A 14,166-nucleotide genomic window follows, 5' to 3' on the forward strand; every position below is an offset into this window, starting at 1 on the left:
GTGGTGGACACCAACATCCGGCGCGTCCACGCGCGGCTCATCTCCGGCCAAGCGTTGCCGGGGGGGGGCCGGGGCCCCCGCGGCCGGGGCGGGGGGGGGGGGGGGCGCCCGCGGGCGGCGTCTGACTAGGCTCGGAATCGTGGCCGATCCCAATGAACCAACCTCCCAAAAATATTCCGTCCAGCGTTTTCCCGCCGTAGCCGACAAGGAAGACGCCGCCGGCTACAGCCGCTGCGCCACGTGGGTGCAGGCTGTATCGCACGGATTCCACCAGCAGCGGCGTGATGACGAGTACGTCGCCAAGACCCTTGCTTCATACCAGACCGACAAGCGTGAGCTGACAGGCGTCTACGTCAACGGCCCCGTACCGGAGCACTCCCTTGGCGCCAATGTGCCGGTGGCAACCTACGCCACCATGCGCAAGGCCCTGAATATCGGTTTTGGCCGGCAGCTTGAAGCCAACCTGGTCACGGCTGTGACTGTCCGCGGAACACACCGCCGCCATGGAATCCTGCGGGGGATGATCACTGCCGACCTGGAGAGCGCCAAGGATGACGGCCTGGCCATGGCGGCGCTGACGGCCTCCGAAGGTTCCATCTATGGGCGTTTCGGCTTCGGTGTGGCTACGTTTGAGCGCAGCATCAAAGTTGACACGGGTCCCCGATTCCGGATGAAGGGACAGCCGCAGGGAACAGTGGAGGTCGCCGATCCATCGGTCCTGTTGGAACTGGCACCCCACGTGTTCAAGCGTGTGCAGCGGCTGTCGCCGGGCTCGGTGGACCGCCAGGAGTATTACCGGCTTGTTGCCTCGGGTTCCATTGGGCATGACGGCAAGCCCGACACCAGCGTCCGCTGTGCCCTGCACTACGACCTGTCCGGGGCATTGGATGGCTTCGTCTCCTACCGTTTCAAGGGGTGGGACCACAAGCCGTACACCATGGAAATCGTGGACCTGGTGGCCGCTACCAATACCGGATACCTCGATCTGTGGCGCTTCCTGGGCAGCATCGACCTCATTGAGGAAGTAACCTGGGCCGAAGCCCCGGTTGACGACGCCCTGGCGTGGGCGCTTGAGGACCCACGCTGCATCGAGGCCTCCGAAGTCCGCGACATGCTGTGGCTCCGGATCCTGGACATACAGTCCGCCTTGCAGGCCCGCCATTACGCCTCGGCAGGTCGCTTGGTCCTGGAAGTGACGGACCCGCTCTCCCTGGCGGGTGGCACTTGGGTCCTGGAGTCCGACGGCGGTGCTGCCGCCGCCGTCGTAACTGAAGCCTCCGGACAGTCACCCGACCTCAGCATGGACGTGGCCGACCTCGCCTCCATCTATCTTGGCGTGGTGTCGCCGGTGACCCTGGCCGCCGCCGGGCGCATCCACGAAAAGTCCTCGGGTGCCGCGTTCCTGGCCCATCAACTGTTCGCGGTCGAGCGCCCGGCTCATTGCTTGACGCACTTCTAGGCCGCACCACCTCATCACAACCACATAGCCACATCTGAGTAAGGACATCCATGGGGGATTCCAAGCGGCGGCCATTGGCCGGCCGGCGATCTGTGCTGCTTGGAATGGCGGGCCTCGCGTCCGCTGCCCTGGCAGCATGCGCTGACGGCGCATCCGTCGAAGTACCCTCGGCAGCATCGGCGCCCTCCGTGGCGGCGGGGACGGGCCCGGCCACACCACCGCCGTCGATCGCTGCAAGATCAAGCGAACAGGCTGCCGCCGCCCTCGCACCAGCACCGACGTCCAAACCGGCCGCAGTGCCGGACAGGCAGCAGATCGTGGCCGAGTTCGCCGGCAGGCATCCCAGGGAATGGGGGCTGCACATCACCGGAGTGGTCAACAACTCGCCATCGCAGCACGTGGCCTTGACGTTTGACGCCTGTGGCGGGCCGGGCGGCGCGGGGTGCGACAACGCCTTGTTGCGTACCCTCCGCCGGCTCGACGTCCCTGCCACGCTGTTCATCAACAGCCGGTGGATCCATGCCAATCGGTCGTTGTCGGAGGAACTGGCGGCGGACCCCCTGTTCGAACTCGCCAACCATGGCACCATGCACCAGCCGCTTTCCGTTAACGGGAGGTCTGCTTACGGAATCCCCGGAACGGCCACCGCCGCTGCTGCCTATGACGAGCTGATGGGGAACCATGCTCTGCTGCAGGAACTCACCGGGGCCGCCCCTAAGTTCTTCCGGCCGGGGACTGCGTTCTACGACGACTTAGCGGCGGAAATGACTCGCAGGCTTGGCATGCTGCCCGTCAATTTCACAGTCAATGGTGACGGCGGCGCCACCTATTCGGCAGCCACCGTGGCCGCGGAGGTAGGACGCGTGGCGGCCGGTGACATCGTCATTTCACACTTCAACAGGCCGGCGTCCGGGACTGCGGAAGGATACGCCCGGGTTTTGCCGGGGCTGCTCGACCGGGGCGTCACCTTCGGCCGCCTGCGGGACGTGCTGGGCGTGTGACACTCCTTTTGACCCTGCTTTGCCTATGCGACTAGAATAAACGGGCGTGTACTACGTGCATGCATCCATTTTGTATTAATCCACAAATCAGGATGACCCGGTAATTTGCCGTGTTCTGCCGTCCGGACCCGGGCGGCAGCGGTTTGCCTGACCGACTCACTATCCACAACGGAGCCCCTACTACATGACCATCACCTCCACCGAGAAGCCCGGTACCCCCGTAGTCGCCATTAACGACATCGGTACCGCTGAGGACTTCCTCGCAGCTGTCGACGCCACCATCAAGTACTTCAACGACGGAGACCTCGTCGAAGGTACCGTCGTCAAGGTCGACCGCGACGAAGTTCTGCTCGACATCGGTTACAAGACCGAAGGTGTCATCCCTTCCCGCGAGCTTTCCATCAAGCACGATGTTGACCCCGGCGACGTTGTCGCCGTTGGCGATCAGGTCGAAGCTTTGGTTCTCACCAAGGAAGACAAAGAAGGCCGTCTGATCCTCTCCAAGAAGCGTGCTCAGTACGAGCGCGCCTGGGGCGACATCGAGAAGGTCAAGGAAGAAGACGGTGTCGTTACCGGTACCGTCATCGAGGTTGTCAAGGGTGGCCTCATCCTGGACATCGGCCTGCGCGGCTTCCTGCCCGCATCCCTCGTCGAGATGCGTCGCGTCCGCGACCTGGCTCCGTACATCGGTCAGCAGATCGAAGCCAAGATCATCGAGCTGGACAAGAACCGCAACAACGTTGTGCTGTCCCGCCGTGCATGGCTCGAGCAGACCCAGTCCGAGGTTCGCTCCACGTTCCTCAACAAGCTGGAAAAGGGCCAGGTTCGTCCGGGCGTTGTTTCCTCCATCGTCAACTTCGGTGCATTCGTGGACCTCGGCGGCGTAGACGGCCTCGTTCACGTTTCCGAGCTGTCCTGGAAGCACATCGACCACCCGTCCGAGGTTGTCGAAGTTGGCCAGGAAGTCACCGTCGAGGTCCTCGAAGTGGATCTGGACCGCGAGCGTGTCTCCCTGTCGCTCAAGGCTACGCAGGAAGATCCGTGGCAGACCTTCGCCCGCACCCACGCCCTCGGCCAGGTTGTTCCGGGTAAGGTCACCAAGCTGGTTCCGTTCGGTGCGTTCGTTCGCGTCGAAGACGGCATCGAAGGCCTCGTGCACATCTCCGAGCTGGCTGTCCGCCACGTGGAGCTCGCAGAGCAGGTTGTCTCCGTTGGCGACGAACTGTTCGTCAAGGTCATCGACATCGACCTCGAGCGTCGCCGCATCTCCCTCTCCCTCAAGCAGGCTAACGAGGGCGTTGACGCTGACAGCACCGAGTTCGATCCCGCTCTGTACGGCATGGCCGCTGAGTACGACGAAGAGGGCAACTACAAGTACCCCGAGGGCTTCGACCCCGAGTCGAACGAATGGCTCGAAGGTTACGAGACCCAGCGTGCAGCTTGGGAGCAGCAGTACGCTGACGCCCAGACCCGTTGGGAAGCCCACAAGAAGCAGGTTGCCCAGCACGCTGCTGACGACGCTGCTGCTGCAACGTCCGGTGAGAGCGATTCCGGCACCACGAGCTACTCCTCGGAGCCGGCCGCTGCTGAGTCCAACACCGGCGGCGGTACCCTGGCGTCCGACGAAGCACTCGCCGCACTGCGTGAGAAGCTGACCGGCAACTAATTCCGCCTCCCTCACGGGATGTGCTGAATAGCCAAAGAAGGACCCCTGCCTCCGGGCGGGGGTCCTTCTGCTTAAGCCGCGACGTGAAGCCAGCGGCACGGACTGATGCGCCCCCAAACGGCTGAGACTCCTCGTGGTGAAGTCAGCGGGGAAGATCCACCCATTCGGTTCCCTGTGGCCGCAACTCCAAATTCCCGGACGTCAGGGAAGCCAGACGGGCGTGCGCCTCGGAAATGGTTGCCGCATCGTCCGGAAGCGCAATACGGAGTGTGGCGTGCTTGGCTCCATAGCCGGTGTCCGCCATGACGTACCCTGTACTCCGAAGTTCGTTCTCCAGCCGGCCGGCGTCGGCGTGGGGAACGTCAATGGCACATATCCGCAGCCTCCGACGCTGAACCAGTGGAGCGAGATCCAAGGCAGAAGAGACTGATTCGGAGTAAGCGCGGACCAGTCCGCCCGCGCCCAGGAGAATCCCACCGAAATAGCGCACGACGACGGCACTCACGTCAGTGAGGTCCGTGACCCCGGGCATAGCTTCGCGTTTGATGAGGGCTTCGAGCATGGGGATGCCGGCGGTGCCGGACGGTTCGCCGTCGTCACTGGAGCGTTGGATCATGCGGTCCGGCCCGATGACGAACGCCGAGCAGTGGTGGCGGGCATCGTGGAATTCGCGCCGGAGCTCTGCCACCAGGGAACGGGCAGTTTCCTCGTCGGGGGACCGCCGAAGGACCGTGATGAAACGGGACCGGCGTATTTCCAGCTCATGGCGGAAGTCCGGACCGTCCGTCAATGTCGTATAGGTGGTCGCACGGCTGTCTTCCTCGTTTTCCACCGCTTCAGTCTAGTGTTGAGGAGTGCTGAAGATCGGGCTGACGGGCGGCATCGCCTCAGGGAAATCATTGGTGGCATCCAGGTTGCAGGAACTGGGTGCGCTCCTCATCGACGCGGACCTCATTGCCCGCCAAGTGGTGGAACCGGGTACACCCGGCCTCCGCCGTGTCGTGGAGGCGTTCGGTCCGGGCATCCTCGACGCAGACGGCAGACTGGATCGGCCCAAGCTGGGAGCCATCGTGTTCCAGGATCCATCCCAACGCGAATTGCTCAACAGCATCATTCATCCGCTGGTACGCGAGGCCGCCGCCACCATCATGGCAGGGGCCGGCGCCGGCGACATCGTCGTGCAGGACATCCCGCTCCTCGTCGAAACCGGCCAGGGCAGCAATTTCCACTTGGTGGTCGTTGTGGATGCCCCGGACGACGTGCGCATTGACCGTATGGTCGAATTCCGGGGGATGACTCCGGAAGACGCGCGGGCCCGCATGGCGGCGCAGGCCACTCGTGAACAACGTATTGCCGCTGCCGATGTAGTCCTGTTAAACGCGGGGGGCCGTGACGAGCTGCGGGCCGAAGTTGACGCCCTGTGGACTGGGAGGCTGTTGCCTTTTGCGGAAAACATCAGCCGGGGGACAAGGGCGGCTCGACACTTTGGCCCGGTCATCACCCCATGGACACCTGACTGGAACCGTCAGGCCGCTCGCCTCGGGGCCCGCATTGCGGCTGTGGCACCCCAGGACATCCTGGCCGTGGACCATATCGGTTCCACGTCAGTACCCGGGCTGGCAGCAAAGGACGTCCTGGACCTCCAAGTAGCTGTCGCCGATCTTGGGGTGGCAGATCGACTCGCAGTCCAACTCGCCCAAGCCGGATTCCCTGCAGTGCCGGGAGCCAACCAGGACACACCCAAACCCACCCAACCTGAGCCCGCACAGTGGCAGAAGCGGTTCCACGCCAACGCCGATCCTTGCCGGCCGGTGAACCTGCACGTGCGGGTCGCGGGATCACCGGGGTGGCGTTACGCGTTGCTCTTCCGCGACTGGCTGCGGTCCGAACCCACAGCCGTCACGACGTATGAAGCGCATAAGCGCGAAATCGCCGCAGCACATGTGGGCGACAACAGCAGCACGGGCTACGCGGATACCAAGGAGCCGTGGTTCACGGACGTTGCCTGGCCGCTCATGGAAGAGTGGGCCGACCGCACAGGCTGGCAGCCGCCGTCGTATATGTCTTCTGCCGAGGGCAAACGCGGACAGTAGCTGTCCGTGGCCGGGGGTAGATTTGTTCTATGAGCCTTGCCCAGGAAATCAACCGTGTCGTCGCGCCGTTCGAAGTGATCAGCGAATTCAAACCCGCCGGTGACCAGCCCACCGCAATCGCGGAACTGACGGAACGCATCAATAACGGGGAAAAGGACGTGGTCCTCCTCGGCGCCACTGGTACGGGAAAGAGTGCCACTACGGCCTGGCTTATTGAGCAAGTCCAGCGACCCACCCTGGTCATGGTTCAGAACAAGACCCTTGCCGCGCAATTGGCCAATGAATTCCGGGAACTGCTGCCAAACAATGCGGTGGAGTACTTCGTCTCGTACTACGACTACTACCAGCCCGAGGCGTACGTAGCCCAGACGGATACCTTTATTGAGAAGGATTCCTCCATCAACGAGGAAGTTGAACGCCTCCGGCACTCGGCGACCAACGCGTTGTTGACCCGCCGCGACGTCATCGTAGTGGCCACAGTCTCCTGTATCTACGGCCTGGGTACGCCGGAAGAGTACATTGCGGGCATGGTCACGCTGCGAAAGGGCGCGGAGATGAACCGCGACGATCTCCTCCGGAAATTCGTCTCCATGCAGTACGCCCGCAATGACATGGACTTCCACCGGGGCACATTCCGGGTCCGCGGCGACACCGTGGAGATCATCCCCATGTATGAAGAACTTGCCATCAGGATTGAGTTCTTCGGAGATGAAATCGAGAACATCCAGACCCTCCATCCTTTGACCGGAGAGGTCCTCCGCGACGAAGAAGAGATGTACGTGTTCCCGGCCTCGCACTACGTGGCCGGCCCGGAGCGGATGGCCCGTGCCATCAAGCGCATCGAGGACGAACTTGCCGACCGCCTGCAGGTCCTCGAAAGCCAGAACAAGCTGGTAGAGGCCCAGCGCCTTCGCATGCGCACCACGTACGACCTCGAAATGATGCAGCAGATGGGCTTCTGCAACGGAATCGAGAACTACTCCGTGCACATTGACGGCCGTAATCCCGGGACCGCTCCGCACTGCCTCATCGACTACTTCCCGGACGATTTCCTCCTGGTGGTGGATGAATCCCACGTCACCATCCCGCAGATTGGCGCCATGTATGAAGGCGACATGTCCCGTAAGCGGAACCTGGTGGACTTCGGCTTCCGCCTGCCATCAGCCATGGACAACCGACCGCTGAAGTGGGACGAATTCCTCGAACGCATCGGCCAGACGGTGTACTTGTCCGCAACGCCCGGTAAATACGAGCTTGGCAAGGCTGACGGCTACGTCCAGCAGATCATCCGTCCCACGGGCCTCATCGACCCCGAGGTAGTAGTCAAACCCACCAAGGGGCAGATTGACGACTTGCTGGGGGAGATCAGGACCCGCACAGAGAAGAACGAGCGCGTCCTCGTCACGACATTGACCAAGCGCATGGCCGAGGACCTTACTGACTACCTGGTGGGACACGGCGTCAAGGTGGAGTACTTGCACTCCGATGTCGACACCCTGAGGCGGGTGGAGCTGCTCCGTGAGCTGCGGATGGGCGTGTTTGATGTCCTTGTAGGCATCAACCTCCTCCGTGAAGGCCTCGACCTGCCTGAGGTTTCCCTCGTGAGCATCCTCGACGCTGACAAGGAAGGGTTCCTGCGTTCATCCACCTCTCTGATCCAGACCATCGGCCGCGCAGCGCGTAACGTGTCGGGCCAGGTCCACATGTACGCGGACCGGATTACCGATTCCATGGCCCACGCCATTGAAGAAACCAACCGGCGCCGCGCCATCCAGGTGCAGTACAACACGGACCATGGCATTGATCCGCAGCCGTTGCGGAAGAAGATTGCTGATATCACGGACCAGTTGGCCAAGGAAGACGCAGACACCCAGGAGCTTCTCAACAACAACCGACTCGCCAAGGGTGGCAAACGCGGCAAGACCGCTGCCAAGGGTGCGGCAACGGTTCGGCAGGATGGCCTCGCCGCTGCTCCAGCCGAGGACTTGGTGGGCCTCATTGAGCAGCTGACCGAACAGATGCACGGGGCGGCTGCTGAACTGCAATTCGAAGTCGCCGCCCGCATCCGTGACGAAGTCAAGGAGTTGAAGCGCGAATTACGCCAGATGCAGTCCGCCGGGCACGCCTAAGGTAAGGTTGAGGTCACGTAGGGGAGTATCCCAAGCGCTACGTCCGTCAGCACGCAAGGCACAGATGCCTCGCCGGATCTAGCGGGCCGCCAATTTTTGCATTCACCGCACCCTGGCAGGCCGGAGAGACTTACACCGCTTTCCCGTACCCTGCGAAAGGCACCTTTAATGCAGCTTCCCGTCTGGTTTGAGATCGGCTCGTTTGTCGTTCTCGGAATCATCCTGCTGATCGACCTCCTGTTGGTCGTCAAGCGTCCCCATGAACCTTCCATGAAGGAAGCCGGCCTGTGGGTCAGCTTCTATGTAGGACTGGCACTGCTCTTTGCCGTAGCCATGTTCGCGTTCGCCGGCCCGGAATACGGCGGCCAGTTCGTCGCCGGCTGGGTCACTGAGTACAGCCTCAGCATCGACAACCTCTTTGTCTTCATCATCATCATGGCCCGCTTCTCGGTGCCCCGTAAGTACCAGCAGGAAGTGCTGATGGTGGGCATCATCATCGCCCTGATCCTCCGCGGTATCTTCATCGCCCTCGGCGCCGTCGTGATTGAACAGTTCAGCTGGGTCTTCTACATCTTCGGTGCGTTCCTCCTGTGGACTGCCTGGAAGCAGGCCAAGGACTCCGGCGAGGATGAAGAAGAGGGTGCCGAGAACCCGCTGATCGCCCGCCTTCGCAAGGTCCTGCCGATGTCCGAGAAGTTTGACGGCAACAAGATCCGCACCGTGGTGGAGGGCAAGAAGGTCTTCACGCCAATGCTGATTGTTTTCATCACCATCGGCTTGACGGACCTCCTGTTCGCGGTTGACTCCATCCCCGCGATCTTCGGCCTGACCCAGAGCGCCTTCATCGTCTTCACGGCGAACATTTTCGCGCTGATGGGCCTGCGCCAGTTGTACTTCCTCCTCGGTGGACTCATGACACGCCTGGTGTACCTGAAGCACGCACTGTCCGTGATTCTCGCCTTCATCGGCGTCAAGCTCGTCCTGCACGCCATGCACGTCAACGAACTTCCGTTCATCAACGGCGGCCACCACATCGAGTGGGCACCTGAGATTCCCACCTACGTGTCGCTGGCGGTCATTGTCGGAACCATCATCGTGGCAGTGGTTGCCAGCCTCCTGAGCCCGCAAGCACGGCAGGCCAAGCTGGATGCACGGCTTGAAGAAGATGCCAAAAAGAGCATGAGCGAGGCAGAGTAACTCTCCTCGGAAAGTTGTAGTCTCGTGAAGTGACTACCACTTCAACTACGGCGCTGGACCCACAACGGGTTCAGCGCCGTACTGTTTTCCTGCTCAGTTCCGCACAGCTGCTCAGCGGCGTTGGCAATGGAGCCACACTCTCCATCGGATCGTTGCTGGCTGTGGACCTGTCAGGTTCCGAAGCATGGGCAGGCTCCATCACCACCGTCCTGACACTCGCGGCGGCGATCGCCGCGCTGCCCTTGGCGCGCCTCGCGGAATCGAGGGGCCGCCGGGTAGGACTGGTGACAGGACTGGTCGCTGCGATGGTCGGGGCGCTCCTCATCATCGCGTCCGTGATGGGCCAGTCATTCGTCCTGCTCCTGCTTGGGGCGGCCTTCCTTGGCCTGGGCACGGCCGCGAATCTCCAGGCGAGGTTCGCCGCCGTCGACCTCGCTGAACCTGAGCACCGCGGGCGGTCACTGTCCACGGTCGTCTGGGCCATTACCATCGGTGCTGTCGCCGGTCCCAACCTGATCCAGCCAGGTGCAGTGGTGGGCGCAGCCCTTGGGCTGCCTCCTATCGCCGGACCGTTCGTATTCTCAGCAGCCGGGCTGTTTCTGGCTGCCGCCCTGCTGTTCGTGGGCCTGAGGCCCGACCCGCTGTTGTTGTCCCGGAGACTGGTGTCGGAGGCCGACGGCAACGGAGGTGCTGGAGCGCAGCCTGTGCGGGGAACCATCCGTTCCGGGCTGCGTGCCGTCCGCGCGTCGCCCCGGGCCTTGTTGGCCTTGGCCGCCGTGGTGGCGGCACACGGTGTCATGGTGGCAGTCATGTCCATGACGCCCCTGCACCTCCAACAACTCGTGGGCGGTTCCCACGAAGGGCATCATGGTGGGGCAACCGACAGCACGGACGCACTGGTGGTCATAGGCCTCACGATTTCGCTCCACATCGCAGGAATGTTTGCGCTTTCCCCACTGTGGGGCTGGCTGACCGATAAAGCAGGGCGCTTGCAAACCATCGCCATGGGGCACGGACTGCTGTTGGTGGCGGTGTTCATCGCCGGGTTTGGCCAGCGTGAGCCCGTGCTTGTTACCGCCGGACTGGTTCTCTTGGGCTTGGGTTGGTCTGCAGCAACCATCGCCGGATCGACCCTTTTGGCCGAAAGCGTTGCACCTGACGAACGCGTGACGGTGCAGGGCGTCTCGGACACGCTCATGGGTGGCGCCGGCGCAATCGGCGGCGCCACCTCGGGCTTGCTCTTGGCCTGGATCGGCTATCAAGGCCTCAACGTCGCTTCAAGCATCCTCGCCGCAGCCGTGTTGGCCCTGACAGCCGTCACGGCAGTCCGCGGGAGATCGGCCGAGGCGCAGGACCGGACAACGGATAGTCCCGCGGTCTAGCGAGTTGAGCGGACCATCCTGAAAAGCCGGGCGAAGATGCCCTCGCCGTCTTCGCCAATGCCGTCATGGTGGAAGTCCGAGGTGACCCACGGCTGAAGACCACGCACCGCTTCAGCCGTTTCGAGTGACAGATCGTGATCCACGTAGATGTCGTCCTTATACACGGCTGCGGCTACAGGCACTGTGTTGGCCGCCAATCGTGCGGGGTCGTACAACGGCTTCCAGTCCTTCCTGGCGGCCAGCAGTTCAGCTACGTCACGGAGGGGGACGAGTGCCGGGTCCTGTTCGAAGTACCACGGATAAACCATCTCGCCTGTCAGCAGTGGTTCCGCGGCATCGGGCCTGAACTCCGGATAGGTTTCCAACACGCGCCACGCGGCCCAGTTGGTTGCCTCATCCTGACCGTAGATGGACTCGTGCAGGACGGCGTACAAGGGATTGGCGGCACGGCTAACGAGCCCCCGCACTTGTTCGAGGAACGATTCCGACAGGCGTTCTCCGGACGGCGTGTCGATGAAGGCGTCCTCCAGGAGATAGTGGAGGGCATCCACGCGGGTGTTACCGCCCAGGAATGATCCCACCATCTGGAAGCGCTCGGTCGTTAGCCTTTCACCACTTGCCAGGAACTCAGGTTGCCGCTCCAGGTGACGGGCGATCCTTGTGACTTTCTCCCGGTCTTCGGGGTACCAGGAGAAGTATTCGGCATTCCGTGCGGCGACGCGGTGGAACGTCGCGTGATACACACGGTCCGCCGGACCGTGGAGCGGGGCCAGCCCACCGGTGATGAGCACCTCGCGCAGCCCCTCCGGCGCGAATGACAGATAGGTCAACGCGCAGAAGCCACCGAAGCTCTGGCCGAGGACGGACCAGGGCCCTGAACCCAGGACTTTCCTTATGTATTCAGCGTCAGCCACGATGGAGCCGGCACGGAAGTGGGTCAGGTATTCGACTTGGGCCGTGGTGTCGCCCCTGAGCCCCAGTGACTGCTGCTCGACGGGCGTGGACAACCCCGTTCCGCGTTGATCCAGCATGAGGATACGGAAATCTTTGGCAGCCGCCTTCATCCATCCGGACAGCGAGGTAACCCGGTTTCCCCGGCCGCCCGGACCGCCCTGCAAATACAAGAGCCACGGAAGCCTGCCGGCCTGCTCAGGCGTGTGCTCCGTGGAGGAGTACTCCCTGGCAAAGATCGTGATTGTCTCGCCGATGTTGCCGGATCCAGCAGCTGCGTGCACCAAGGGGACCGTGAAATAGTGTTCCGCAGTCCGTACCCCCCGGAATTCGTGGTGGGCGCGGATGCTGTGCGCTTCGTTGGGGTGCCGGTCAGCCACGGGCAAGGGCCTCATTGGCGTGGCCCGCCTTCGCGCCGAAGGCGTTAAGGGCGTCGCCGGTCAGACGGAAAGTGGACCATTCCTCCATCGGGAAGGCGCCAAGGTTCTTGTAGAAGTTGATGGAAGGTTCGTTCCAGTTCAGGACGCTCCACTCCACGCGGGCATAGCCATGCTCGACGGCGGTGGTGGCCAGATGCTGCAGCAGGGCCTTGCCATGGCCCTCGCCGCGAGCGTCGGGAATCACGTAGAGGTCTTCGAGGTAGATGCCGTGGACGCCTTCCCAGGTTGAGTAGTTCAGGAACCACAGGGCGAAGCCCTGCACTGTGCCCGCACTGTTTTCGGCCATAGTGGCGTAGACACGGGGATTCTCGCCGAAAAGTACTTCGGTAAGCATCTCCGGAGTGTTTTTGACAGCGTCCGGTTCCTTCTCGTAGATCGCAAGATCATGGATCATACGGAGGATGGCAGGGACGTCTTCTACAGTGGCTGGGCGGATTACACTCATGCCTTTGAGCTTACTAGGGGAGCCGCGCCTACTCCCGCCAGGCCAGTGCCGAGGTGCCGTACCGAGTGGGGGCCCTGCCATACCGAAGGGGAACACCGTCAACCGTCAATGGAGGTCCGACAAACCGGAGGTGGCCGTAAGGACTCTCCATTTCGAGGTACTCCGGTTCCGGCAGGGTGCTCAGCGCGGACTGCTTGGGCGCCGGCAAACGGAACAGCTCCTCAGCTGTCCGAGCGAGGGAAAGCTGCGCTGTTCCGCCTCCGCCTGTCCTGAGCCGTTGAGCCAGCAAGGCCAGCGCGGCTGCTGCGAGACCGTACCCCGTTGCGTGGTCCAAGGCCTGGACAGGGAGCACGCCAGGCTTCCAACCGTCGTCGTCATGCCGTCCGTACCGTTCAGCGATTCCGCAGGCTGCCTGCACCAGGCTGTCGAAACCGCGTCTGGCAGTCCACGGTCCGCTGCCCCACGCATTTAACGTCACCACCACAAGATCAGGCCTGGTGGCAAGCAGTTCTTCAGGGCCGAGGCCGAACCTGTCCAGGCCGCCGCGGCGGTATCCGGTCACCACGACGTCAGCTGACGCGAGCAGCTGCTGCACAGCTGCCAGCACTTGGGCATTGCCCAGGTCGGCTTCCGCGCTGCGCTTGTCGAAACCGGAGTCGACGAAAGCATCGGTGAGCTCAGGAAGGCCCGGGGGATCGATACGGAGCACATCCGCACCCAAAGCACCAAGGAAGCGGGTGGCTGTTGGCCCCGCAATAACCCGCGTTAAGTCGAGGACCCGTAATCCTGCCAGGGGCTGAAACGGCTCCGCGGAGGGCACCCACGACGACGGCCGCGAAGGCTCCGCCTGGGCCGATGCAGGACGGATGAAGCTGATCCAAGAACCCGCGCTTGCCCCGCCGTGCATGGGTGACGAAAGCCACTCTTCCCGTGTGCGAACAGCCGCCGCAACACCTTTCCCTGCCGCGATGGCTTCCTCGGCTTCCGCCGACGTCATGGAAAGCAGGGCCCGGTCTACGTCATGGGGCGTGCTGGCCGCGAGCGTGTCCATCAACCGTGCGGCATGGTGCGGGTAATTGGCATGCAGGCGGATCCAGCCGTCCAGGGTCGGCCGGAATCCCGACATCCGGGCGAAACCTTGGGGCTTCATGCCCGAAATCCTGAGGTGCCCCAGGGAATCGAAGGAAGCAGCCGTTGGGCCTGACGCCACAGCATACCGACCGGCCGTACCTGTCAGGGCCTGGAGGGCCGTTGCTGCTGCCTGTACTGACCCGAGCGCGAGCCTTTCTACGTCCAGGGGGCCGCCCCACCATCGACGCGGACCCAAGCAGCCCGCCGGGAGTGCTGCACGGAGGGCTTCCAACCCCCGCAGGCTGTCGGTCAGGTCCGGGAAGGGTTCCACA

The 14,166-nt window shown here is 62.9% G+C and carries 11 protein-coding genes; 7 read left to right on the plus strand and 4 right to left on the minus strand.

Annotated features, from left to right (window positions below; genetic code table 11):
• Positions 1-139: 139 nt before the first annotated feature.
• The 3 genes from LN996_RS17905 to rpsA all read left to right on the plus strand — a co-directional run bounded on the left by LN996_RS17905 (position 140) and on the right by rpsA (position 4,126).
• A complete protein-coding gene (locus LN996_RS17905) occupies positions 140-1,459 on the plus strand; it encodes a GNAT family N-acetyltransferase (protein WP_231341751.1) in 1,320 nt (439 codons plus the stop codon).
• Between the two features lie 50 nt (positions 1,460-1,509).
• Positions 1,510-2,460, plus strand: a complete 951-nt coding sequence (locus LN996_RS17910; RefSeq protein ID WP_231341752.1) for a polysaccharide deacetylase family protein — start codon at positions 1,510-1,512, stop codon at positions 2,458-2,460.
• Positions 2,461-2,644: 184 nt separating this feature from the next.
• Positions 2,645-4,126: a 30S ribosomal protein S1 gene (gene rpsA, locus LN996_RS17915; protein ID WP_026540604.1), complete on the plus strand. Its 1,482-nt coding sequence runs from the start codon at positions 2,645-2,647 to the stop codon at positions 4,124-4,126.
• A gap of 142 nt (positions 4,127-4,268) precedes the next feature.
• On the opposite strand, the gene LN996_RS17920 is transcribed toward rpsA, so the two are convergent.
• A complete protein-coding gene (locus LN996_RS17920; protein WP_231341753.1) occupies positions 4,269-4,958 on the minus strand; it encodes a YigZ family protein in 690 nt (229 codons plus the stop codon).
• Between the two features lie 22 nt (positions 4,959-4,980).
• Between LN996_RS17920 and coaE the strand changes: the two genes are divergently transcribed.
• From coaE to LN996_RS17940, 4 genes are all read left to right on the plus strand, one after another.
• Positions 4,981-6,219 (plus strand): dephospho-CoA kinase, encoded by a 1,239-nt coding sequence (coaE, locus tag LN996_RS17925; RefSeq protein WP_231341754.1) that lies wholly within the window; start codon positions 4,981-4,983, stop codon positions 6,217-6,219.
• 29 nt (positions 6,220-6,248) lie between these two features.
• Positions 6,249-8,348, plus strand: coding sequence for an excinuclease ABC subunit UvrB (uvrB, locus tag LN996_RS17930; RefSeq protein WP_231341755.1), 2,100 nt, complete (start codon positions 6,249-6,251; stop codon positions 8,346-8,348).
• A gap of 168 nt (positions 8,349-8,516) precedes the next feature.
• Complete coding sequence (locus tag LN996_RS17935; RefSeq protein WP_231341756.1) at positions 8,517-9,545, plus strand: TerC family protein; 1,029 nt, start codon at positions 8,517-8,519, stop codon at positions 9,543-9,545.
• 29 nt (positions 9,546-9,574) lie between these two features.
• Positions 9,575-10,927, plus strand: a complete 1,353-nt coding sequence (locus LN996_RS17940) for an MFS transporter (protein WP_231341757.1) — start codon at positions 9,575-9,577, stop codon at positions 10,925-10,927.
• Here the strand turns inward: LN996_RS17940 and LN996_RS17945 are convergent.
• Genes LN996_RS17945 through LN996_RS17955 form a run of 3 tightly spaced genes read right to left on the minus strand, consistent with a single transcriptional unit; the run spans position 10,924 to position 14,165 of the window.
• Positions 10,924-12,273 carry an alpha/beta fold hydrolase gene (locus tag LN996_RS17945; protein ID WP_231341758.1) on the minus strand — a complete coding sequence of 450 codons (1,350 nt, stop codon included), beginning with the start codon at positions 12,271-12,273 and terminating at the stop codon, positions 10,924-10,926. The two genes, LN996_RS17940 and LN996_RS17945, sit on opposite strands and share 4 nt — an antisense overlap.
• Positions 12,251-12,763 carry a GNAT family N-acetyltransferase gene (locus LN996_RS17950; RefSeq protein ID WP_231341759.1) on the minus strand — a complete coding sequence of 171 codons (513 nt, stop codon included), beginning with the start codon at positions 12,761-12,763 and terminating at the stop codon, positions 12,251-12,253. The genes LN996_RS17945 and LN996_RS17950 overlap by 23 nt, the downstream gene beginning before the upstream one ends.
• Before the next feature lie 28 nt (positions 12,764-12,791).
• Complete coding sequence (locus LN996_RS17955; protein WP_231341760.1) at positions 12,792-14,165, minus strand: CoA transferase; 1,374 nt, start codon at positions 14,163-14,165, stop codon at positions 12,792-12,794.
• Position 14,166 lies beyond the last annotated feature (1 nt).

This window comes from Arthrobacter sp. AK01, assembly GCF_021109375.1.
Classification (GTDB): domain Bacteria; phylum Actinomycetota; class Actinomycetes; order Actinomycetales; family Micrococcaceae; genus Arthrobacter.